The sequence below is a fragment of the Streptomyces sp. NPDC030245 genome, assembly GCF_055572995.1.
Genome location: NZ_JBVICF010000002.1, coordinates 125,965 through 146,784, shown reverse-complemented (window position 1 = coordinate 146,784; position 20,820 = coordinate 125,965). Strand labels below are relative to the sequence as shown.

Annotated in this window: 18 protein-coding genes and 2 pseudogenes; 7 read left to right on the top strand and 13 right to left on the bottom strand. The window is 70.1% G+C overall.

The annotated features are described in order from the left end of the window. Positions 1–121: 121 nt before the first annotated feature. Complete coding sequence (locus ACZ4Z4_RS05290; RefSeq protein ID WP_468322471.1) at positions 122–1,483, bottom strand: ABC transporter permease; 1,362 nt, start codon at positions 1,481–1,483, stop codon at positions 122–124. Beyond that, positions 1,480–2,172: an ABC transporter ATP-binding protein gene (locus ACZ4Z4_RS05285; protein WP_468322468.1), complete on the bottom strand. Its 693-nt coding sequence runs from the start codon at positions 2,170–2,172 to the stop codon at positions 1,480–1,482. Before ACZ4Z4_RS05285 ends, ACZ4Z4_RS05290 begins: the two co-directional genes overlap by 4 nt. 219 nt (positions 2,173–2,391) lie before the next feature. On the opposite strand from ACZ4Z4_RS05285, the gene ACZ4Z4_RS05280 reads away from it, so the two are divergent. From ACZ4Z4_RS05280 to ACZ4Z4_RS05270, 3 genes and pseudogenes are all read left to right on the top strand, one after another. Continuing rightward, positions 2,392–3,447, top strand: coding sequence for a sensor histidine kinase (locus ACZ4Z4_RS05280; protein ID WP_468322466.1), 1,056 nt, complete (start codon positions 2,392–2,394; stop codon positions 3,445–3,447). After that, positions 3,444–3,832, top strand: a pseudogene (locus ACZ4Z4_RS05275) (response regulator); the annotation flags it as partial. The gene ACZ4Z4_RS05280 and the pseudogene ACZ4Z4_RS05275, both read left to right, overlap by 4 nt. 270 nt (positions 3,833–4,102) lie before the next feature. Beyond that, the gene (locus ACZ4Z4_RS05270; protein WP_468324123.1) at positions 4,103–4,969 is read left to right on the top strand and encodes a phenylalanine 4-monooxygenase; all 867 of its coding nucleotides are present in this window, start codon (positions 4,103–4,105) and stop codon (positions 4,967–4,969) included. 8 nt (positions 4,970–4,977) lie between these two features. Here the strand turns inward: ACZ4Z4_RS05270 and ACZ4Z4_RS05265 are convergent, their stop codons facing one another. After that, positions 4,978–5,658 (bottom strand): response regulator, encoded by a 681-nt coding sequence (locus ACZ4Z4_RS05265; protein ID WP_468322463.1) that lies wholly within the window; start codon positions 5,656–5,658, stop codon positions 4,978–4,980. Beyond that, positions 5,655–7,619: a sensor histidine kinase gene (locus ACZ4Z4_RS05260; RefSeq protein ID WP_468322460.1), complete on the bottom strand. Its 1,965-nt coding sequence runs from the start codon at positions 7,617–7,619 to the stop codon at positions 5,655–5,657. Before ACZ4Z4_RS05260 ends, ACZ4Z4_RS05265 begins: the two co-directional genes overlap by 4 nt. Positions 7,620–7,801: 182 nt before the next feature. On the opposite strand from ACZ4Z4_RS05260, the gene ACZ4Z4_RS05255 reads away from it, so the two are divergent. Beyond that, positions 7,802–8,635, top strand: coding sequence for a hypothetical protein (locus ACZ4Z4_RS05255; RefSeq protein WP_468322457.1), 834 nt, complete (start codon positions 7,802–7,804; stop codon positions 8,633–8,635). Between the two features lie 21 nt (positions 8,636–8,656). Here the strand turns inward: ACZ4Z4_RS05255 and ACZ4Z4_RS05250 are convergent, their stop codons facing one another. Further along, entirely contained in the window at positions 8,657–9,577 is a 921-nt protein-coding gene (locus ACZ4Z4_RS05250; protein WP_468322455.1) for a sensor histidine kinase, read from the bottom strand. 338 nt (positions 9,578–9,915) lie between these two features. On the opposite strand from ACZ4Z4_RS05250, the gene ACZ4Z4_RS05245 reads away from it, so the two are divergent. Beyond that, complete coding sequence (locus ACZ4Z4_RS05245) at positions 9,916–10,062, top strand: hypothetical protein (RefSeq protein ID WP_468322453.1); 147 nt, start codon at positions 9,916–9,918, stop codon at positions 10,060–10,062. A gap of 905 nt (positions 10,063–10,967) precedes the next feature. On the opposite strand, the gene ACZ4Z4_RS05240 is transcribed toward ACZ4Z4_RS05245, so the two are convergent. Genes ACZ4Z4_RS05240 through ACZ4Z4_RS05230 form a run of 3 tightly spaced genes read right to left on the bottom strand, consistent with a single transcriptional unit; the run spans position 10,968 to position 11,761 of the window. Continuing rightward, complete coding sequence (locus ACZ4Z4_RS05240) at positions 10,968–11,186, bottom strand: hypothetical protein (RefSeq protein ID WP_468322450.1); 219 nt, start codon at positions 11,184–11,186, stop codon at positions 10,968–10,970. 17 nt (positions 11,187–11,203) lie between these two features. Beyond that, complete coding sequence (locus ACZ4Z4_RS05235; RefSeq protein WP_468322448.1) at positions 11,204–11,437, bottom strand: hypothetical protein; 234 nt, start codon at positions 11,435–11,437, stop codon at positions 11,204–11,206. Positions 11,438–11,479: 42 nt separating this feature from the next. Continuing rightward, entirely contained in the window at positions 11,480–11,761 is a 282-nt protein-coding gene (locus tag ACZ4Z4_RS05230; RefSeq protein WP_468322445.1) for a hypothetical protein, read from the bottom strand. Between the two features lie 350 nt (positions 11,762–12,111). Between ACZ4Z4_RS05230 and ACZ4Z4_RS05225 the strand changes: the two genes are divergently transcribed. Beyond that, the gene (locus tag ACZ4Z4_RS05225) at positions 12,112–12,699 is read left to right on the top strand and encodes a hypothetical protein (protein WP_468322442.1); all 588 of its coding nucleotides are present in this window, start codon (positions 12,112–12,114) and stop codon (positions 12,697–12,699) included. Positions 12,700–12,858: 159 nt separating this feature from the next. Here the strand turns inward: ACZ4Z4_RS05225 and ACZ4Z4_RS05220 are convergent. The 3 genes and pseudogenes from ACZ4Z4_RS05220 to ACZ4Z4_RS05210 all read right to left on the bottom strand — a co-directional run. Next, a pseudogene (locus ACZ4Z4_RS05220) lies at positions 12,859–13,520 on the bottom strand (hypothetical protein); the annotation flags it as partial. Between the two features lie 159 nt (positions 13,521–13,679). After that, positions 13,680–14,060 (bottom strand): hypothetical protein, encoded by a 381-nt coding sequence (locus ACZ4Z4_RS05215; RefSeq protein ID WP_468322440.1) that lies wholly within the window; start codon positions 14,058–14,060, stop codon positions 13,680–13,682. Between the two features lie 390 nt (positions 14,061–14,450). Beyond that, on the bottom strand, positions 14,451–15,707 hold the full coding sequence (locus ACZ4Z4_RS05210; protein WP_468322437.1) for a M20 metallopeptidase family protein: 1,257 nt from the start codon (positions 15,705–15,707) through the stop codon (positions 14,451–14,453). 229 nt (positions 15,708–15,936) lie between these two features. On the opposite strand from ACZ4Z4_RS05210, the gene ACZ4Z4_RS05205 reads away from it, so the two are divergent. Then, on the top strand, positions 15,937–17,490 hold the full coding sequence (locus ACZ4Z4_RS05205) for an alpha/beta hydrolase (protein ID WP_468322434.1): 1,554 nt from the start codon (positions 15,937–15,939) through the stop codon (positions 17,488–17,490). A gap of 358 nt (positions 17,491–17,848) precedes the next feature. Here ACZ4Z4_RS05205 and ACZ4Z4_RS05200 read toward each other — a convergent pair whose 3' ends face one another. Next, a complete protein-coding gene (locus tag ACZ4Z4_RS05200) occupies positions 17,849–18,862 on the bottom strand; it encodes a sporulation protein (RefSeq protein WP_468322432.1) in 1,014 nt (337 codons plus the stop codon). A 305-nt stretch (positions 18,863–19,167) separates the two neighbouring features. Beyond that, a complete protein-coding gene (locus ACZ4Z4_RS05195; RefSeq protein WP_468322430.1) occupies positions 19,168–20,670 on the bottom strand; it encodes a phosphatidylinositol-specific phospholipase C domain-containing protein in 1,503 nt (500 codons plus the stop codon). Positions 20,671–20,820: the final 150 nt, after the last annotated feature.

Here is a 20,820-nt window from a genome sequence, read left to right as displayed (position 1 = left end):
TTCCAGCAGCGGCTGCAGGCTTACCCGAACAAGACGTCCGGCGGCAGCGACTTCGCGGAGTTCGACCAGCAGTTGTTCGTCACTCCCACCTCCATCGACCCGCAGCTTCTTGGCGTCCGCCTCACCTGGAACGCAGGAACGGTCTGTGACCACTGCACCAGTACCCCGGTGGCATGGAAGGACTACAAAACGGGGGAGGCCGAGAGGGGGTACTGGCTGGACAGCGAGGTCGGCCAGACGCAGGTTGCCAGCACGTCACCGGCCGCGGCAGCGGCAGCGTCCCCATCGCCCGGTGCGCCCACTGGCCGCACCCCGTGCGCGGCGCCCGGCCGACCGCGATGGCCTCGATCGTGCGCAGCCGGCCGGCCCTCAACGCGGGAATCAGCGCCGCGAGCCCCACGACGACCAGGGCCGCGGCCGGCACGGCAACGTCCACCCACCAGGCCACCGAGAGCGAGACGCCGCCGTACACCGACGCGGTGTCGGACAACAGCATCATGGCCAGGAGGTTGCCCAGAACGACACCCAGGGCGATGCCGACGACGGCCGGGATCAGCGCCTGGGCCACGGAAGCACGTACGACCTCGCGCGGAGTGAAGCCGATGGCCTTGAGGATGCCGATCCTGCGCAGGCTGGTGCCGACCGCGCCACTGATCACGCTGCTCACGGTGATCACCGACATCACGATGCCGAGCGCGCCGAAAGCCATCACGAACGGGACGGTCGCCGCCGCACCCTGATCGGCGGTGCGCTTGGTGTCCAGCCAGGACTGGGTGCCGAGGAGTGCTCCGGATCCCACGGAGGCGGCGAGCTTCTTCCGGTGGGCGAGGATCTGCTGTTTCGTGCTCGCGGAGTCGAAGCGGTAGAGCATCTGACTCGTGACCGGGTTGCCCTTTGCTGCCAGTGCGTCGACCTGCGCGGGGGCTGCCCAGGCGTCGGCGGTCTCGCTGGCCGACACGGCGAAGCCGACGATCGAAAGGGTCGGGGCGTCCTTGGCGTTCGACGTCTTCATGGGGGTGCCGATCCCGATGGAGGGCCCCTCGAACGACGCGTCGAGCACGATCTCGCCGGGCTGTCGCGCCCACCGGCCCGTCTTCAGATCCACCCGGTCCACGGCGCCGTCAGGACCGGACCGCCCCACCAGGGTCAGTGTCGGCAGGGGGAAGCCCGACCGGTCCACCGGGCGGACCGCCGTGGACGGGTACGGTCCCGCGCTCGCGGCTACGCCGGGCAGCTTCCCGGTCTTCACCAGCTGCGCCGCACTCGCCCTGGCCGGATCGAACTGCGCGGTGATGTGCGAGCCCTGCTGCTTCTTGAAGGCCTTGTCGAAGGGCGCGGCCGCGGCGATCATCAGCGACCCGGTCACCACGGCCGAGGCCACGGCCATCATCGTGGCCACGGCGATCACCACGGTCTGCACCCGCCGTCGGTCGACGCCGGAACGTACGACCCGGCCCAGCGCGCCGGTACCGAACAGGCTCATCGGACGGCCTGCGCGTGTGAGTCGAGGGCGACGTGCCCGTCGACCAGGTGAACAGTGCGGGTCGCGCACGCCTCCGCCAGTGTCAGGTCATGTGTCACCAGCACGATGGTCTGTCCGGCGCGGTGCAGATCCATCAGCAGATGGCGGACGTCGTGGCCCGAGGCGGTGTCGAGCGCACCAGTGGGCTCGTCGGCGAGCAGCAGCGCGGGCCGGTTGACCAACGCCCGCGCGACGGCGGCCCGTTGGCGTTCACCTCCGGACAATCGGCCCGGGTAGGCGCGGGCATGCCTCAGGATGCCCAGCATCTCCATGAGCTCACCCGCGCGGGCCGCGGCCCTGCGCCGACTGGTCCCGGCCAGCTGGGCCGGGAGCTGAATGTTGTCGGTAACGGTGAGGTCGTCGCGAAGATTGAAGAACTGAAAGGCCATGCCGATGTGCGCGCGACGGAACTTGGCAAGGGCATGCTCACTCAACCGGTCGATCCGTCTCCCGGCCACGATCACGGCGCCATCGGTCGGCGTGTCCAGGCCGGCGACAAGGTTCAGCAGCGTGGACTTGCCGCTGCCGGAAGGGCCCGTAACGGCAAGGGCCTCACCCTTGGCGACACTGAGCGTGAGCGGTCCGAACGCCGACGCGCCGGCACTGTCGTAGCGCTTCGCCACACCCTGCAGTTCGATCACTTGCTGCATATCAGTTGTCCGTCCTTGTGGTGCGAGAGACACATGCCGTTGCCGGTCCTGCGAACGTAGAGGTGCCGCGTATGGGGCGCATCGGCCGCGGAACCAACATCGGGTCCCTGCCGTGGAGGGTTCGGCCGCGGAGCCATCCCCGAGAAGTAGGCCTCCAGGGCAATGCCGTGGTCGGACAGGTGGACGCGGGCCGGGCGGAGAGCGCAGCACACTGCACGGATGGAGACGGAAGGCCGGCGTAGCCGGCATCAGCAACTCATCGACGCGCTACGCCCGGAGACGAAGGCCGCTCCGCTGTCCCGGCGAGCGGTGCGCGCCGATGTGGTGCTGGCGTTCGTACTGACCGTCATGGCCCTGTTCGTGGCGGTGCGCTACCCCGGCGACGGGCCGGTGAACACCAACCCCCCTACGGTGGACATCGGGGCCGGGGTCCCGGCCCCGCCCTCACCGCCCGCCCCCGGTCAGGTGCCCGTGGAGGAAGAACCCTCCTCCGTGCCCTGGGCCCTGGTCGTCCTGTCGACGTTGCCGCTGGCAGCCCGGCGCCGGTATCCGCTGACCTTGTTCGTGGTGGTGCTGGGCGCAGCACTGGCCATCGGCAGCCCCGCCTCCTGGATCACCGTCCTGGCCTGTGTCATCGGCGCATACAGCGCTGTCGTAAACAGCCGTTACCAGATAACGGCGATCGCCGTCCTGGTGATCGCCGCAGCACTGTCCGGTTTCGCTTTCCGCAACGCGGAACCCGTGCTGCCGGGATGGTCCAGCCCGGGATTCGTGCTCCTGGTGGCAGGGATGCTGGCCAGCCTCGTCCACTTTCTGCAACTGCGGCTGGCGTCCAGCCGGGACCGGGTGACAGAACTACAGGCCGCTCAGGAGGAGGCCACGCGTCGCGCCGTCGAGGCGGGCGGTCGGGCCGCCATGGCCGAACTCCGCCACGTGATGGGCCTGCTGGTCGGCCCGGACCACGAGAAGCCCGACGGCCTGGAGTCGCAGCCGGGGCTCGCACAGCTCGACGCGCTCGTCGCACGAGTATGCGCCGCCGGTACGCCCGTGAGCGTCGGGGTGTCGTTGCCGCCGGATCCGCTGCCACCGGGGGTGGACCTCGCGGCGTATCGCGTCGTACAGGAGGCACTGACCAACACGATCAAACATGCGCGCGGCGCGCAGGCGTCCGTCACCATTGGTTACACCGCCGCCTGTCTGGAGAGAGCTGCGGCCGGACCGACGCCGACCGACGGCTACCGGGTGACGGCCCGCATCCCACGGAGCGCGGTATGACGGCGGACCGGCCACCTCTGCGCGCCGTCATCGCCGATGACCAAGCCCTCGTACGCACCGGTTTCAAGATGATCCTGGCTGCGGACGGCATCGAAGTGACGGCCGAGGCCGCCGACGGGGCCGAGGCTGTCGCAGCGGTTCGCCGTACGCGGCCCGCGTCCTCATGGACATCCGGATGCCGGAGATGGACGGCATCGAGGCCACCGGGCACATCATCGGCGACGCCGGCCCGGCCGCAACGCGGGTCATCATCCTCACCACATACGACCTCGACCACTACGTCTACGCTGTGCTCACGGCCGGCGCCAGCGGCTTCCTGCTCCAGGACGTCACCCCCGAACATCTGGTCTCCGCCTTACGCATGGTGCAGACCCGCGACGCTCTGGCAGGTGGCCGCCGTGCTGGAGGTCTCGCAGCGCACCGTGCAGCGTTGGGTGACGAAGAAGCCACGAGCGCGTCGGTCCCTCCCCCGGGCCCGGCGCAGGTCCGGGCGATCGAGGACGCGGTCCTGGCACGGTGGCAGCCGGAGTTTCGAATGGGGCAGTCGAGCAGGACGGCTGGGTGACCCGAGGGGACATGGGTAATGCACCGTTGGGGCAGGCGTGTCCAGGTGCTCCGGCTGCGCGCCGACCGAAACAATCGGTTCGTGAAAGACATGCACGTGCGTACTCCGATCGCGGCCGACGGCCGGCTCGACGCGGCCGCCAACCACCCTGGCCTCAGTGACCCCCGCTACCTGCTGCGGCGTCGGGCCATCGCCTCGCTGGCCCGCGGGCACCGGGTCGGTGACCCCTCACCACCAGTGGACTACACCGAGGCCGAGCAGCAGACCTGGCGGGCCGTCCACCAGCAGCTCTGGGACACCCAACGTCAGCATGCCTGCCGTGCCGCTCTCAAGGCCCGCGAACAGGCGCCCGTTCCTGCGGACCACATCCCGCAGCATGCCGAGGTCGGGCTGCACCTGCGGAGGTTGACGGGCTTCGACTTCACCCTCGCGGGCGGTGTGGTCGCCAACAAGAGGTTCCTGGGGTCCATGGCCGACGGCTACTTCCACGCCGTGCAGTTCGTCCGCCACCCGGCCGTACCGATGTTCACCCCCGAACCGGACATCATCCACGACGTCTTCGGTCACGGGATCCACCTGGCATCGCCGGCCTTCGCCGACATCTACCGGATGATCGGGGACGCGGCCATGCGCGTCGAGAACAAGGACGTCCTCCAGATGATCAGCGACGTGTACTGGTTCACCCTGGAGTACGGAGTCCTCGACGAGGGAGGAACACTCAAAGCGTACGGGGCGGCTCTGCTCTCCTCATCCGCGGAAATCTGCCGCCTGCGGCAGGCTCGGATCCGTCCGCTCGACATTCGCACGATGCTGGCCACCGACTACGACATTTCCGGGTACCAGCCAGTACTCTTCAGCGCTCGCAGTCTGGACGAGGTCACCGACACCCTGGGCGGCTTCCTGTCCACGCTCGACGACGAGAGCGCGCCGCGCTACGAACGGGAGGCGGAGTCCTGAAAGGGCCTCTAGGAGCGATCGGTTCGTTCCGGGGCGCCCAGGCCGGCGTCGCGGGCCTTGGCGACCGCGGCGGCGCGGTGGGGGACGCCGAGTTTGACGAGGATGGCGGAGACGTAGTTGCGGACGGTCTTCTCCGACAGGACGAGCCGTCGCGCGATCTCGTAGTTGCCGCAGCCGGCCGCCACGAGCTCCAGGACCTGCCGTTCCCTGTCGGTGAGTTCGGGGAAGACCTGGGCCGCGTAGTCGCGGTGGGCGCCGGTGAAGAAGTCGACGATCCTGCGGGCGACGGCTTCCCCGTAGACGGCGTCGCCGGCCGCCACCGAGAGGATCGCGCGGATGATCTCCGTCCGGTCGGCTCCCTTGAGGAGATACCCGCGCGCACCGGCGCGCAGCGCGCCGAAGAGCGCCTCGTCGTCCTCGTGCATCGTCAGGACCAGGACGGCCACCCGGGGGTGGCGGGCCAGGATCGCCCGGGTCGCGGCCGTGCCGTCCAGGTCGGGCATGGCCAGGTCGGTCATGACGACGTCGGGGGTGGTCCGGTCGACGACGGTGAGCAGCGCGTCCCCCCTCGCCGCCTCTCCGACCACCTCGACCTCCGGACAGGACGCGAGGGCGGCCTTGAGGCCGTAGAGGAACATGGGGTGGTCCTCGCCGAGGACCACACGGACTGCGGGGGAGACGGCGGTCACGGGGCCTCCAGGGGGAGCGTCGCGGTGAGGACGGTTCCGGCGGCCGTGGACTCGATGCGCAAGGTGCCGGACAGCGCCTGGACGCGGCGGCGCATGGACGACAGGCCGATGCCGAACGGGGTGCCCGGGGCCATCCCGGCGCCGTCGTCGGTGACGGTGATGTGCAGTGCGCCGTCGAGGGCGGTGAGGACGACGTGGCAGCGGCGCGCTTTCGCGTGGCGCACGGTGTTGGTGATCGCTTCGGTGACGATCCGGTAGGCGGCGGTCCCCACCTCGGGGTGTATCACGGACGGTTCGGTGCCGGTCACCTCGACGCGGAGTTCGCCGGAGACGGTCTTGGCGTACCGGCGGACGGCCTCGGTGAGGGACAGGGCGTCGAGTGCGGTGGGGCGCAGCCCGTCGATGATCCTGCGGATCTCCTGCACGGCGACGACGACTTCCCGGCGGATGCGGGTGAGCAGAGCCTCACATCCCGCACGGTCACCGGAGTGCAGGGCGTCGACGGCTGCCTGCAACCCGAGCCCCATTCCGGACAGGGAGGGACCCAGGCCGTCGTGGAGGTCGTGCCGGAGCCGGTCGCGCTCCGCACGGGTCGCGCCGACGACCCGGTCACGCTCCGTCTCCAGGGCCTCGGTGAGCTCCAGCGCGCGCACCAGCACGGCGACTTGCGAAGCCAGTGCGGCGAGCAGCCGGTTCTCCGTTTCGCCGTACGCGTCGGTTCGCGCCCGCTCGGCGACTTGCAGTATGCCGACGAGGCGCCCTCCGACCTGTAGCGGGAAGGTCGGGCCCGTGCCGGCGTCACCGGTCGAACCGATGGTCCGGCCGTCCGCCGCCGCCACGGAGGCCGCGGGCGCCCGCACGGCGTCGGTGACCGCCCGCAGGGCGGCCGGCAGCAGGTCCGATTCCCCGGCCACGGCCACCTGGTCGCCCAGCCGGGCGATGGCATGCAGCGGGTCCTTGCGGGCGCCGTACACGAAACGGTCCGCCAGCCGTTGCAACCGGTCCCTGGCCGGTGTGAGCGACACCGCCACCAGAGCCGCCGTCAGCACTCCGGGCAGCGGGCCCTCGGCCAGAGCGGAACCGACGAGGACGGTGACCGCCAGATACAGGGCGATCACGGCACCGGTGAGAGCGCCGTAGACGAGGCTGCGCCGCAGCACGATCTCGATGCCCAGCATGCGGTAACGCAGGACACCGATCGCCACCACCACAGGGATGAGTGCGACGAACAGGCCCAGGACCTGCTGCGGCAGCAGATCGAGATAGGCGGCGGCCAGGAGCGGCCCCGCGGCACAGACGAACCACACCAGTTGCTGCCGCTCGGGGGGCTTCGCACGCACCAGCCGGACGACAGTACCCACCCAGATGGTCAAGGTCGACACGGACAGGAGCGCGACGTAGCCGACGCCGATCACGAGAGCGAGCACCCAGGCCGGCAGGGCCGCCGGAGGAGCATGCCCGGGAACGACGTCGTCATAGGCCGTCGGGTCGAACGGCATGGCCAGCACGGGCACGGTGATCGCCACCGCCACTCCGGCGACCGGCCACCGCCACCACCGGCTCGCCAATCGGCCGTTCGGGTAGAGGGCCAGCACGAGCGTGGGCGTGGCCAGGACCGGGGGAACCCACAACCCGGTGCTCAGCGCGGCGGCCCACTCGGCACCCGGCCAGGCGGGCCGCGCCACCAGGACGCCGTAGCTTCCGTACGCGGCGAGGATCACCTGGAGCACGCTCGCAGCACCCGCCCCGAGGAACAGCCACCCCAAGATGTTGCGGGGCCGCAGCGTGATCAGGGCTGCGCCGGCCACCGCCCACTCGACGCCGACCGCGCCGATGAACATCACGAAGTTGTCGAGGTCCTCGACCCGTTCGGAGCCGGGGAGCATCGCGATCCGGAAGGCGCACCCCAGTGCGGCGGTGCTGCACAGCACCACTGCCCAGGCGCCCGTCCGCGCGACCATCCCTTCAGTGTGCTCCATCCGAGGGCACGCCCGACATACGCGGCGCCGGTATCCCGGTCTGTTCGGGCAGTCCTCCCGACGCGCACGGGACCGGAGCCTCGGGCCCGGCCGCGGCCGGGCGGGGCAGGGTCGTCGGCGTTCTCCACGCCATGCCTCACACCGACACGGAGGGGAAGCGCCACATGTCTTCAGCTCAACCCACCACCGGCGGCCGGGACTCAGTCGTCGGCGCGGCCTTGAAAGCCCTGATCCCGTCGGCCGTCGGCGCCTGCGTCATGTGGGCCCTGCGCCCGGTGACCGCGGGCGAGTTCGCGGAGGTCGCGGGGACGGCCGCCGCCCTCCTCGTCGGGCTTCCCTTCTTCCAGTGGTCCACACGCAGGGACGGCGAACGTGCCACCGGGCGCGCCGGTCCTGTGCCTCCTGGTGCGGACCCGGACGGCAACCCTTATACGACCACCGGCGTCCGGACCGGCACCGTCGTGCCGTCGCCCACCACCGTGGCGCTCTGCGTGGTCCTCGCCACGGCCGCGTTCTGGCTGACCGATCTGCTCACCACATGGATGGGCATCGGCAGCCTGGGCTACCTGAACGGCGAAGTCCCCGACGACCCCTCGGAGGTCGCGCAACGCGTGGCGCTGCGCGCCCTGTCCGTCTTCATCCCGGTCGTGTTCCTCATCGCGGTGGCGGTCGGTCACCGGCTTCGCTCGCGGGCGCTCACGGCGCTCAGCATCGCCGTGCTGCTCTTCACCGCTGCGGTCCTCACGTTCAACCAACTGCTCCTCGAACACTGGGAGACCATCGCTCCGGGCCAGGTCGTGCGCACGCCCGAGGACATCTACGTGCCCGTGGCATACGGGGTCCTCGCCTGGCTCGTCTGCCGTGTCGGCCTGTGGGTCGCGGGCCGTACGCAGGACCGGTACGACGCGATGGAGGACGCGCGGCTCGGCGTCAGGGCACGGGCGCGTGTGCGTGGGCGTGCGCGGAGCAGGGTTTCCCGCGAGGGTAGCGAGGACTGAGAGACCGGGGGGCGGGGGAGCTCAGACGACCAGGGGGAGTTCGACGCGCACCGTGCTGCCGCGGCGCCGCCCGACGACGCGAAAGTCGCCGTTGAGTTCCTCGGCGCGGCGGCGCATGGAGGCCAGCCCGACCCGGCCGGCACGGACCCGGGCCGGCGAGAGGCCGCGCCCGTCGTCCTGCACTTCGAGGGTGAGAGTCGTTCCGAATGTCAGCCGCACCAGGCAGCGGGTGGCGCCGGCGTGCTTGATCACATTGGTGAGGGCCTCGTCGGCGATCCGGTAGGCGGCCGTCTCGATGGATTCCGGAAGGGGCGGCACGTCGTCGGGTGCCTCCACCACGACCTGCAGCCGCCCGCCCGCGGACTGTGTCAGGGCCAGCGCCCGCTCACGCAGCGCGGGCACCAGGCTGTGCAGGTCCAGAGCCGACGGCCGCAGCGCGTCGATGACGCGGCCCACCTCCTGCACCGCACGTCCGACCTCGGCGTGCAGACGCTCGACGAGTTCCTCGACGGGCGGCGCCGGCCGGTCCGTGACGTGGGTCCGGCCGGTGAAGTGGGTCCGTACCGCTTCCAGCCCCAGAGCGACACCGGCCAGTGAGGGGCCGAGACCGTCGTGCAGATCGTTTCGGATGCGTGCCCGTTCCGCCGCGGAGGCGTCCGCGGCGTGCTGACGGGCGGCCCGCAACTGCTGGTTGAGGTGGTCCGCGTGGACGATCAGGGCCACCGGGGCCGTGAGGGCCTCGACGATGCGGGCGTCGGCGGGCGGGAAGCCGTCGGAGCGGGCCGGGCACAGCACGAGATCGGCGACATGGCTGCCCGCCACGATGAGCGGCCGCACCACCGAGAGCGGCGTTCTCGTCCCGGTCTCGGCCATGAGGGTGCCGTCGGCCGTGCTGAGCGCCGCATACGGCGCGCGCACCGCGGAGGCGACAGCCGTCACCACGGCCGGAAGGATGTCGGTCAGACCGCTGGAGACGTGCCCGCCCAACCGCTGAAAGGGCCACAGCGGATCGTTCCGCGCTCCGTGGACGAGCCGGTCGACGCCCCGCTGGAGAGGGCCACAGCGGATCGTTCCGCGCTCCGTGGACGAGCCGGTCGACGCCCCGCTGGAGTCGGTCGCGCACGGGGGTGAGCAGCACGGCCACGGCGGCCGCGGCCAGGATCTCGGGGGCAGGGCCCATCGGTACGGCCGCGGCGACCACGGCCGTGACTGCGGCGTACGTGCACAGGACCACGCCGGTGAGTCCGCCGTACAGCAGCGTCCGCCGCAGGATGAGCTCGATGCCCAGCAGTCGGTACCACAACACGCCGACCATCACGGCCAGCGAGACCAGACCCAGCCCGACGGGCATGAGCGGCCCGAGCAACGGGACGAACGACACGCTGAGCAGCAGGGTCAACGTGACCAGCAGCCACAGCAGTTGCTGACGCTCCGGTGACGGGGCACGTCGTACGCGTACGCAGGCGCCGCCGAGCACCACGGCCGTCGCGCAGGCCGCGGCGAGGGCACCGCCGAGAGTCAGCCCCGTGGCCCACGGTCGCGGCAACTCGACCACGGGCCCGGCGCCTCGGTAGGACTCGGCGGCCGGTCGCGCTGCCGTGGCGAGGCCCAGTGCCGCCGACTGTGCGCCGAGGAGGAGGGCGCCGACCACCCACCGCCATCGGGCGGAAGGCAGCCGCCCCTCTGGATAGATGACCACCAGGACGACCAGGAGCGTGAGCGCCGGTACCCACAGCGAGTTGCCCAGCGAATAGGCCAGGGTGCCCCACGGCAGCCGTTCCTCGGGCCTGGCCTGCGCGCGCACGGCGTACACGGAGGCGACGTCCTGTGCGGTGCCGAACACCGGGACGGCCAGCAGCAACCAGCCGATCGGATTGCGGGGCCGCGCGAGGATCAGTACGACACTCGCGGGAATCGCCAGCGTGACGCCCGCCAACTGAGCGTAGGGCACGGGCTGTTCGCCCGCCTCCACGGGAAAGCGCAAGCCACGCCCCAGGTAGATCGTCAGCGCGGCGGCGGCCGGCGCGACACCGGCCAGAGCACATCCCGCGCGACGCAGCAGCGCGTCGGACGGGCGCGGTGGAGAAGGCACGTGCACAGTGTCCGGCGGCGTACGCGGACTGTCAGCAGCCCGCGCGGAAGGCGCCCGGCGGCGGCTTCCGCGGCCGGGCGCGGCGCCCGATGGTGACAGGTCTCAAAACTGACGCGCCGCCAACACTTGCGCGCTACCCACACTGATGCGCCGCGGACACTGGCGCGCCAGCAACACCGACACGGTGCCAACGCCGCGCGCGGCGCCAACGCCGACGCGCGGCGCCAACGCCGAGTCGCCTCAACCGGATGCGGCCGTTGGTACCAAGCGTCCGAAGACGACATCGCCCGATGTGACGACCAGCCAGGGAAGTTGCAGCATCGCGTCCGGGCCGGCCTTCTTGGCCTCGGCGACGGCCGCCAGTTGCAGCTGCGCGTCGTTGTCGCTCAATGGAACGCTGTCGGCTCGCAGGAACCCGCCCGGCCCTCGCAGGCCCACCAGGAGTATCTGCACCGTCATACCTGCCTTCCGTTCCGTCAGCGGTCTTCGAAGAGCAGTCCGGCACGGAAGGTGAGCCGGATCTGCGACACGTACTCGGGCGGCACCTTCTCCTCGATGGAGGGGAAGCGAGCCATGGCCTGCCGCCCTTCGGTGCGCAGCTCCAAGGAGAGCGCGGCGCTGCACTCCCCGAGCACGAACGGAGCACTGCCCGGGCGTTCGTCAAGACGTCCACCCGCCGAGAGCACCGCTCTCTGTACGATCTCGATCACTTGGTCGAGCGGAAGGTACTCCGAAGCCACGGCAAGCCCCGGTCAGACGGTTTCGAAGGTGGGGACGATGGTGCAGTCGACTTCGAGACCCCAGTGGCTCTTGTAGTCGACCGTCAGCTTCTCCTTGACCGACAGGACCCAGATGTTCAGCCCGACGTCGGTCTGGCTGTTGATGTTGAAGTCCGCGCTGATGTTCACCTTGAACTTGAACTCCCGCACTGTCATCGGGTCGGTCCCGGCGGAGAGCACCGCCTGGGCGATGCGGGCGGACGCCGCCATCGCCGTGATGTAGCCGGACAGTTCCACCGCGTTGGCCACTGCCATGAGAACCACTCCTTCTTTGCCGTTGGGCCCGGCCCGGCCATCCTGCCGACCGGAACCGTCGCCCCTCGTCCTTCGTTCCTTCGTCCTGCGTTCCTTCGTGTTGCGTCCGCTGACTCTCCCTGCGCGGGGAGCGGGAGTCATGAGGTCCAGGACACATGCGGCACGGGCCCATGTCCCGGACTGCCCGGGACGAACGTCCGCCTCGGACCCGTGAGTACAGTGATCGAACAGTCGGCGGCCGCATCCGTGCACGCCGCGCCGCCGTAGCCGCCACCTCTGGAGAGTCTGTGACACCGCGCCACCCCCTCGACCGCACCGCGGCCCGAGCCGCCACGACGAAGGGGCGACGGGTGGGGAGGGCCGCTGCGGTGCGTGCCGTGGCCCTGTCGGCGACGCTACTGGCCCTGCAACTCGGCCTCGGAACCGTGGCCCAAGCCGACGCGCCCCACGCCATCCACGCCCGGGAAGCCGTCGCAGTACGGCCGCACGTGACGGGCCCGCTCGCGATTCCCGGCCACCGCGTGACGATCACGGAGGGCCAGGTCAAGGAGGTGACGCAGGGCGGCACCCTCATCTACCCGAGTGTCACCAGCTGCCTCACCGTGACTGTGCGGCTGGAGGACGGCGGCCTTGTCGGGGCGCACGCCAGCCTGTTCCAGGTACCGGGCGAACTGCGTTCGGACCGGATCCTGGCCGCGCTCAAGGACCGCGTCGGTGACCGCCCGGTGACCGCGGTCGAGGTCAGGGGCGCCGTGGGTGCCTGGCACCCCAGCTACTTCGTGAAGGCGATCGAGAGCTACGGCGACACGGAGCAGCCGCCGGTCCCGACCGGCCAGGACCTGGACGGGATCGCCCATGCGGTGTCCCAGGGACTCGCCCAACCCCGCAACATGGTCACGGTCGAGGACGTGCCGGACGGCGACCAGACCGTCAGCTGACGACGAGGGCATTTGCCCCGACCGGCGGGGCACGGTGTGGCTGCGTCTGACGTCAGCGTCGTTCACGGCCTGGGATCTGAGTCAGGCGTCGCCCCGCCCTGAGTCAGGCAGCGGGCCACGTACGCCCCGCCCCCGATCCGCGCCGACCCGGGAGGCCGCTCACTCCTCGTCGCGCAGCTGCGCCGCCACGAGGAGAGCTGATTACGTAGTTCCGTGTGGCCCGTGTGGCCCGGGAGCGCGAGGCGGGAGATCGCCGAGTCCAGGCGGGCCAGGGCGCGGCTCCGCGGTGCTCCAGGCGGAAGCCCTCCACGGCGGCCGCGACACGCCCATACTCCGCCCAACACTCCGCCCGTTTCTCGGCGCGGCTCCCGTCTTCGTCCGCGCCCCCGTCCGCGGTCGGCTCGCTGAGGAGGTCGGCTGCCTCGTCCAAGGAGGCCACGGCTTCCTCGCACCGCTCGGCATAGGCGTAGACCCGACCGAATTCGTAGGCCAGGACGATCTCCAACGAGCGCCCCCTGCGGTACGAACGCGGCCGCGCGGGCCTCCTCGGCCTCCTCCGTGATGCGGGCAGCGGTGGCGAGGTGCACGAGGGCCTGGTCCAGGCCGTCGGAGCCGTGTGCCTTGGCATGCGCCCGGCGGAACTCACCGAATTCGGCGAGGAGCATGGCCGTCTCCGCCGCGATCATGGCGTGGCTCCCCGGATCGTCGTCCCAGCCCGCCGACTCGGTGGCGAGTGTGACGAACTCCGTCGTGGCCGCTTTGAGATCCTCCCCGGCGTGCAGCGCGCGGGCCCGGGTCAGGCGCAGCTGAGCGGCTGCCCGCCAACGACGCAACGTCAGTCGCTCCCGCCGCGGCCACCGCAGGCTGAGGGTGGCATCGCGGGCTGCGACGGCTGCTGCCCTGGGCCGCACTGGACACATGTCCACCGACATCGAAGCCGCGGCGGCCGATTTCGAGGTAGCCGAGCTCGGAATGGTGTCTTAGCAGGTCAGCCGACGTTCGGCGCTTTCGTAGGTGGCGAGGTTGTAGTCGACGCTCACGACGGTCTTGTAGGTGTAGGTGCCGGAACCCGTGCAGGTCCACCACGCCATCTTGGTGCCGCTGTCAAGCGTGGTCCAGTCCATTTCCTCCCAGCCGTACCAGCGGTGACGCTGTAGGGAGATGGTGGCATTCGTGCAGCCGCTGCGGGTCTTGCCGGCCTTGCCGATGATCTCGCTGATGCCCTTGTAGGGGGCCGAGATGCTGTAGCAGTTCCGGTCCCAGTCCGAGGCGGCGGCCGGAGTGGCCGGCATCAACAGCGTGGCTGCGCAGGCCAGTGCCACGGCGATGGATGACTTTCCGGCGATCCCGAGAGTGCTCATGACAAATGTCCCTGTCTGCGAAAACATGTGGGGCGCAAGAGATGTGGGAACATTCTTTCACCGGGTCGAGACAAGATCAAGCCATATCCTCGGCGCCATCAAACTCGAGCGCGCTGGGGCGAGTTGGCGTCCAGCGTCCCTACGCGAACCCAGCAAGGTAAAGGAGTGACCTTCAAACCGCACGGCCAGACCAGCTTGTCGAGACGGCGGCCGCCGTTCCTTGACGGTCGTGGGGGCGACTAGGCCTCAGCCGAGCGTTCACTACCTGCTCTGGCAAACCCAATGCTGACTCAATGACGACTTGCCTGATGACGCATCAGCTCGGCCGACGGTCCTGTGCTCGCAGGTCCAGCGCGCCTGGGTGTCGCCCAGTGCCGGGAGAGACGCTTCTCAGTGCTGACCCCTCTCGCGACTGCGGTGCAGGGACAGGTGGTGAACGGCGACGGCGGCGTGAAGCGCTGCTCCGACGGCCATCGTCTCCTCGTCGAAGACGACCTGGTCGCTGTGGTTGTCGGGGGCGCCGTCGGCCGGGCCCGGGGCGCCGGGTGGACGGGCGCCGAGGACGGCCATGGCGCCGGGCACGCGTTCAAGGACGTAGGAGAAATCCTCGGCACCCATGACGGGCTCCGCCAGGTGGTGGACCGGACCGGTTCCGAGAAGGTCGGTGGCGGCCCGGCGGGCGAGAGCGGTGAAGTCGGGGTCGTTGCGCACGGGCGGATACCCCTCGGTGAGCGTGACCTCGGCACGGGCGCCATGGGCTTCGGCGACGTGGTGGGCGACGCGTTTGACACGGGTGCGTACGACTGTGCGGGCTTCGGGGGTCAGAGTGCGGAAGGTGCCGTGCAGGTGCGCGGTCGAAGGGATGACGTTGGTGGTGGTCCCGGCCTCGATTCGGGTGATCGTGACCACCGCCGGGTCGAAGACGTCCACGGTGCGCGTGACCATCGATTGCAGGGCGGTGACGATCTGGCAGGCCACCGGGACCGGGTCCAGGGCCAGGTGCGGGGCGGAGGCGTGGCCGCCGCGACCGGTGACAGTGATGTGGATCAGGTCGGCGGCGGCGTAGACGGGGCCCTCGCGCAGGTGCACGGTGCCGGCTTCGAAACGTGTGGTGACGTGCATCGCGAAGGCCGCGTCGGCACCGGTGCGGTCGGGGGTTTCGAGGAGGCCTTCGTCGATCATGCGGGCGGCGCCTCCTCCGCTCTCCTCACCGGGCTGGAACATGAATACGACCCGCCCCGCGAGTTCGTGGGTGCGGGCGGCCAGAAGGCGGCAGGCGCCGAGCAGCATGGCGGTGTGCAGGTCGTGGCCGCAGGCGTGCATGACGCCCGGGGATTGGGAGGCGTACTCCAGGCCGGTGGCTTCGGTCAGGGGCAGGGCGTCCATGTCGGCACGCAGCACGATGGTGCGGCCCGGCCGGGCACCGTCCAGGGTGGCGGTGACGGAGCTCAGACTGCTGCCGGTGGTCACGGTCAGGGGAAGACCGGCCAGGGCGTCCAGGACGGTGCGTTGAGTGTGGGGGAGTTCCAGGCCCACTTCGGGGGCGCGGTGCAGGGTGCGGCGCCAGTCAGTCATCCTGGGCAGCAGGAGACGGGCTTCGCGCAGCAGGTCGGCGTCGGCTTCGGCCCGGTGGAGTGGGAGCGTCATGGGTTTCCCTCGGTTCGGGTGGCAGTGCGCTGTCCCGGCAGTACACCCCTCAACGGCGGTCGAATCGTTGTGGTTTGAGCTCCGGCACGATCCACCGACAGGGTCGGTATGCCCAGAGTAGTCGGGGGCCCGGGTGCTGGCGTCGGCACGCGGGGTGGGGCTGGCCCCAGGACGATTCGGGGGCGGACCGCAGTGAGCCGGAGGTGGCGCCGCGCCTAGCGTGCGGTGCATGAGAATCAACGTGTGTTCACGGGTCGCCGTTGCCTCCGCGGCGATGCTGGCCGTCGGGGCGGGGTCGCTGCCCGCCGCGGCCTCGTCCAAGGACTTGTCCTCGGCCGCGTCCACGGCCGAGCCTCTCGCCCGGTACTACGATCAGGCCGTCGACTGGCAGGACTGCGCCTTAGGCCCCGATGACACCGCCGGAAAGAAGCTCGACGCCGCGGGCGCCCGGTGTGCCGACATCACCGTGCCGCTCGACTACTCCGACCCGGGCGGCCGGACCATCACCGTCGCCATCTCCCGTCTGCGCGCCACCGATCCCGCGCACCGCGTCGGCGCGATGCTGCTCAACAACGGGGGCCCCGGTGGGCCGAGCCTCGAAATGCCGCCCGGCATGGCCGGCTTCATGGGGAAGGCCGCCGGGAAGTTCGACCTGATCGGCATGGATCCGCGGTTCGTCGGCCGTTCCACGCCGCTGGACTGCGGCTGGGACGTCGGCTCGATGGTCTTCTCCGCAGGCCCGGACCGGGCGGGGTTCGAGCGGTCGGTCACCCGTGGGCGTGACCTCGCCGAGCGGTGCCGGCGCACCAACGGTGACGTACTGCCGTACGTCAGCACCCGCAACACCGCCCGCGACATGGATGTCGTCAGAGCCGCGCTGGGCGAGAAGCGGATCTCGTACTTCGGTTACTCCTACGGCAGTTACCTCGGCCAGGTCTTCACCGAGCTCTTCCCCGGCCGCACCGACCGCATGGTGCTCGACGGAGTGATCGACCCCGCCAGATACAGCCAGACGCTTCTGCAGGACGCCACCGCGGCCAATGAACGGGCCCTGCGCGACTGGGCGGCCTGGACCTCGGCGCGCCACAAGACGTACGGCCTCGGCCGCACCCCGAAAGCCGTGCTGGCCACCGTGGACCGGATCGAGGAGGCCGCGGCTGAGAAGCCCCTGCGGGTCGGGACGTTCCGCCTCGACGAACACTTCCTGCCGCTCGTCTTCTTCTCGGGGCTCGGAAGCGATCTCGACGCGGCCCGGGCCGAGCTGGCCACCGCGACCCGCACCCTCGCACGGGCGGCCGACCGTGAGCGCGTGACGCCGACGCCCTGGCTGAAGGGGGCGTTGGCGTCGATGACGACCAAGGCCGGGTCGCACCAGGGCAGTGCACAGGCGGCCATCCTCTGCGGGGACGTCGCGACCCGGCGTGGGACCGAGAGCTACTGGCGCGCCATTCAGGCCGACCGGGCCACGGCTCCCTTCGCGAGTCCCCTGACGCACAACATCACGGCGTGCGAGTTCTGGGACCGCCCCGCCGAGGCGCCGACCGTCGTGGACAACGACGTCCCCGCGCTGCTGGTCAACGCCACGGGTGACACCCGGACCACCTACTCCGGGGCGCGGCAGGCACGGAAGCAGTGGTCGCGCTCCCGGCTGATCACCGTGCCCGGGGCCAACCAGCACGGTGTCTACGGTGACTACGGCAACGCCTGCGTGGACGGGCAGGTGAACGACTACCTGGCCACGGGCAAGCTGCCCCGGCGCGACCAGATATGCGACGCCCGGTAGCCGGTGAACCGCGTGAGTGGCCGCTCCCTGTCCCACGACGGAGCGGCCACTCAGCTCACAGGTGGCGCCGCCCACTGACCATCGGCGGCGCCCGTCAGGTTGTCACCCTGCACCCGATGCCTGACCGTCCCTGCGATGCTCACACTCGCCGCCGGGCGTTTTGCGCCGCCGATGACGATCCGGCGGAACCGGCGGACCAGCCATGAGGGAGCCCGCCCACCGCCGCCCCGAAGTCGGCGGCCGTGATCAGGCCCAGCATGGTCGGCGACGCATGTCCTTGACCGGAGGCTTTCCGGCAGCGCTGCTGCGAGGCTGTTACTCAGATGCCTCAGCCCTTCCCACCCCGTGTGGCCTCGGCCTAGCCTTCGTCCCCCTCTTCTTCATCACCCTCGAAGAAGTCACCCACCTCGTCCACGACTTCAGCCGCGACCATGCCTCCGACGACGCCGACCGCGAGTCCGGCCGCGCCCGCCGCGACAACCGTGCCCATGCCGGGGCCCGAGCGGTGATGGCCCTCGTGTCCGTGGTGGGGGTCGCCGTGGTCGTATCCGGGTCCGTAAGGATCGCCGTGTCCGTACGAGGCATGTGAGCCGTAGGACGCGCGGTGCTCGACCAACTGCCGGATCCAACCGTCGACCACGTCGTTCCAGTCCGTGCGCGCCACCTCGTGGTGGTCCACCGTGAACCGGGTGACGGTGTCGTGGCCGGAGGAGAACAGACCGCCGCGCTTGTCGGCCTCCAGGACCACTTCCATGCTGCCGGGCCCTGCGAGGAAGGTCAGCTCGATCTCGTTGACGGCGTGGGCGTACTGCGGGGCCGGGGTGAGCTCGATCTCCTGGTAGAAGGGCAGTTGCTGCCCGGTGCCACCAACGCGGCCGTACTCCAGGTCGGCGGACTTGAAGCCGAAACCGAGCTGGCCGAGGGCCTCCAGAATCGCCTCCTGCACGGGCAGAGGGCCCACGGTGAGCGAGTCCAGGTCGCCCTTGTCCTTCGCTCCTGCCACCGACAGCTCGGTACGCACGCCGAGCACGACGCCGAGCCCCTGGCCGTACAACTCGGTGATCGGGGTCTCCCACGGCAGTGTCACGCTGAACGGGACACTGCGCTGCTCACCTTCGGCGAGCCGGAACCCGCCGCCGACGCTGAACCGGTCGAAGGCGAGGGTTCCTTCGCCCTCTCCCTCCTCGTGCTCCACCTCGACCCGGGCCACCAGCTCCAGGCCGATGTGCTCGATGTCGAAGTCGGCGCTGCCACCCTTGAGAAGCACCTCTCCCGAGAGCGTGCGGCCGGGCAGGGCGGCACCAGGATCGAGCACGGTGTCGACCGTGGGGGCACCTACACCGAGCTGGCCGAGCAACCGTTTGAACACCATCGCGGCGTCCACTCCTTCACGTGAGTGTTAATCAGAAGCCTTGCACTACAAGTCTGTAGAAGTCTAAAGGTGATCTTCCGTGACGCCGGGTGGCGCCGGGGCAATTCCAGGGCGCGATCCACGAGCTGGGGCCAATTGGTCACCTTTGCCGCGGCCATGCTCGTCGCGCCGAACGAGGCGACGGCTGCTGCGCACAGCGGTGATGCGAGCGGGGCGCGCGTGGTGCGCGACGGTTCAGGTAGACGCGAACAAGCCGCCCCTCCGAGAAGGAAGGGCGGCCTGGAAGCGGGAAGCGTGCTGCGAAGTTACTTGCTCGGGCAGGTCTCCTGGGTCACCGCGCCGCCCGCCTTGCCGGCGGTGGCCGGGTCCATCGACAGGCACAGGCCCGTCCAGTTGTTGACGAACTTGTAGGCCTGCTGCTCCCCATTCGAGGTGGTGACCTTGACCGGGACGATGTTCCACATCTGGCTGCCGGAGAACCAGCGGGTCTCGCAGTCCCACCAGAACATCTGGGTTCCGGAGCCCGGCGGGGTGCCGTTGTTGTAGGGCACGGTCAGGCACTTGCCGTTGCTCGCCTTGATCCAGAAGTGGCCCTTGGCGTCGTAGCCGGCGGGGGGCTTCTCGGCCCCCCACTGGTGGCTGCCGGGCGGGCTCGACTGGCACTCGCGCTGGGTCACGAGACCGCCGGTCTTCGAGTCATCGAGCTCGGGGCCCCGCACCATGCAGCGGCCGTACAGCGTGTTCACGTAGGTCTTGTCGCCCTTGACCTGCCAGACCATGCGGTTGCCGCCGGTGCGGGCATCGTCCTTGTTGTGGTCGATGATCGCGTTCACCAGGCCCCAGCCGGGGAAGTCCATCATGATGATGCCGACGCGGCCCTGTGTCTTGTTGAGGTACTTCATGAGGTGGTAGTTCACACCCGGGACCTCGGTGGAGTCCCCGTTCTGGACCTTCGTGTAGCCGCCGGCGTAGTAGCGCGGCGACCCCCCGCCGGGGACCTTGTTCGCGGACGTGTACGTCACGTACATGTTGGAGACGGCGCCCATGGCGTCGTCGACGTTCTTCTTGACGTAGTTCCACTTCTCCGGGATGTCCGAAGCGCTGTAGTGGTCCTCGTTGCGGTCGTTGAAGCCCGCGAGCCCGTAGCCCGAGTCCCCGACGCTGTCGAAGCTGCCCAGGACCAGCTTGCCGCGTACCTCCCCGAGCTTGGGGATGGTCGCCGGGCCGCTGCCCTTGATCGAGGGCCCCCAGAACAGGTTGGCGTACTTCTTCTTGTTGGCGTAGATGTGGAAGATGTCCTTGACGTTCTGCGGGGTCATCGTGTCCGGGTCATGCTCGCACTCGAACGCGCTGGCACCCGAGTAGGGGCATTCGGACTTCAGTCGCATCACGACCGTCTCGGTCGGATGAGCCTTGAGGAAGGACTGCGTCTTTTCCAGGACGTCGTCGAAGTTGGCGTTCTGGTAGAACGCGGCGTGGTGGATCGCGAAGTCCTGGCCGCCGTTGACGACGCGGACCCGGATGTCGAGGGCACGGATCCCGCGTTCGTACTGCGCCGTCAGCGTCTTCCCGCTGTCGCCGTAGTCCTCCTGCGTCTGCACGCCCGACCCGCCGTGGAGGGAGAGCGTGTCATGGGTGCCGGGGATGGACATCGCCGACAGCCTGGTCTCGCTGGAGACCCCCGACATCCACTCGGCCCGGTCCGGCTGCCCGAGGTTGTTGAAGGCGTCCTTGTTGGTCGACCCGGCCGCCCCTGCGGCCGTGGGCGTCAGAAGCGCCGCGCCCAGCGCGACACTGGCCGTGATCAAAGCTGCCAGTGTGCGGGACCGTCTGCGCGATCCGGCGCCGACTGCGCGGGGGGTGGGGCTGGGCATGGGACTCCTGTCCAGAGCGGGGCGATATGTGCCCAGCTTCAGCCCTGTCACTCACGTTTCTCTCACGTTTCGCTTACGTCAGCC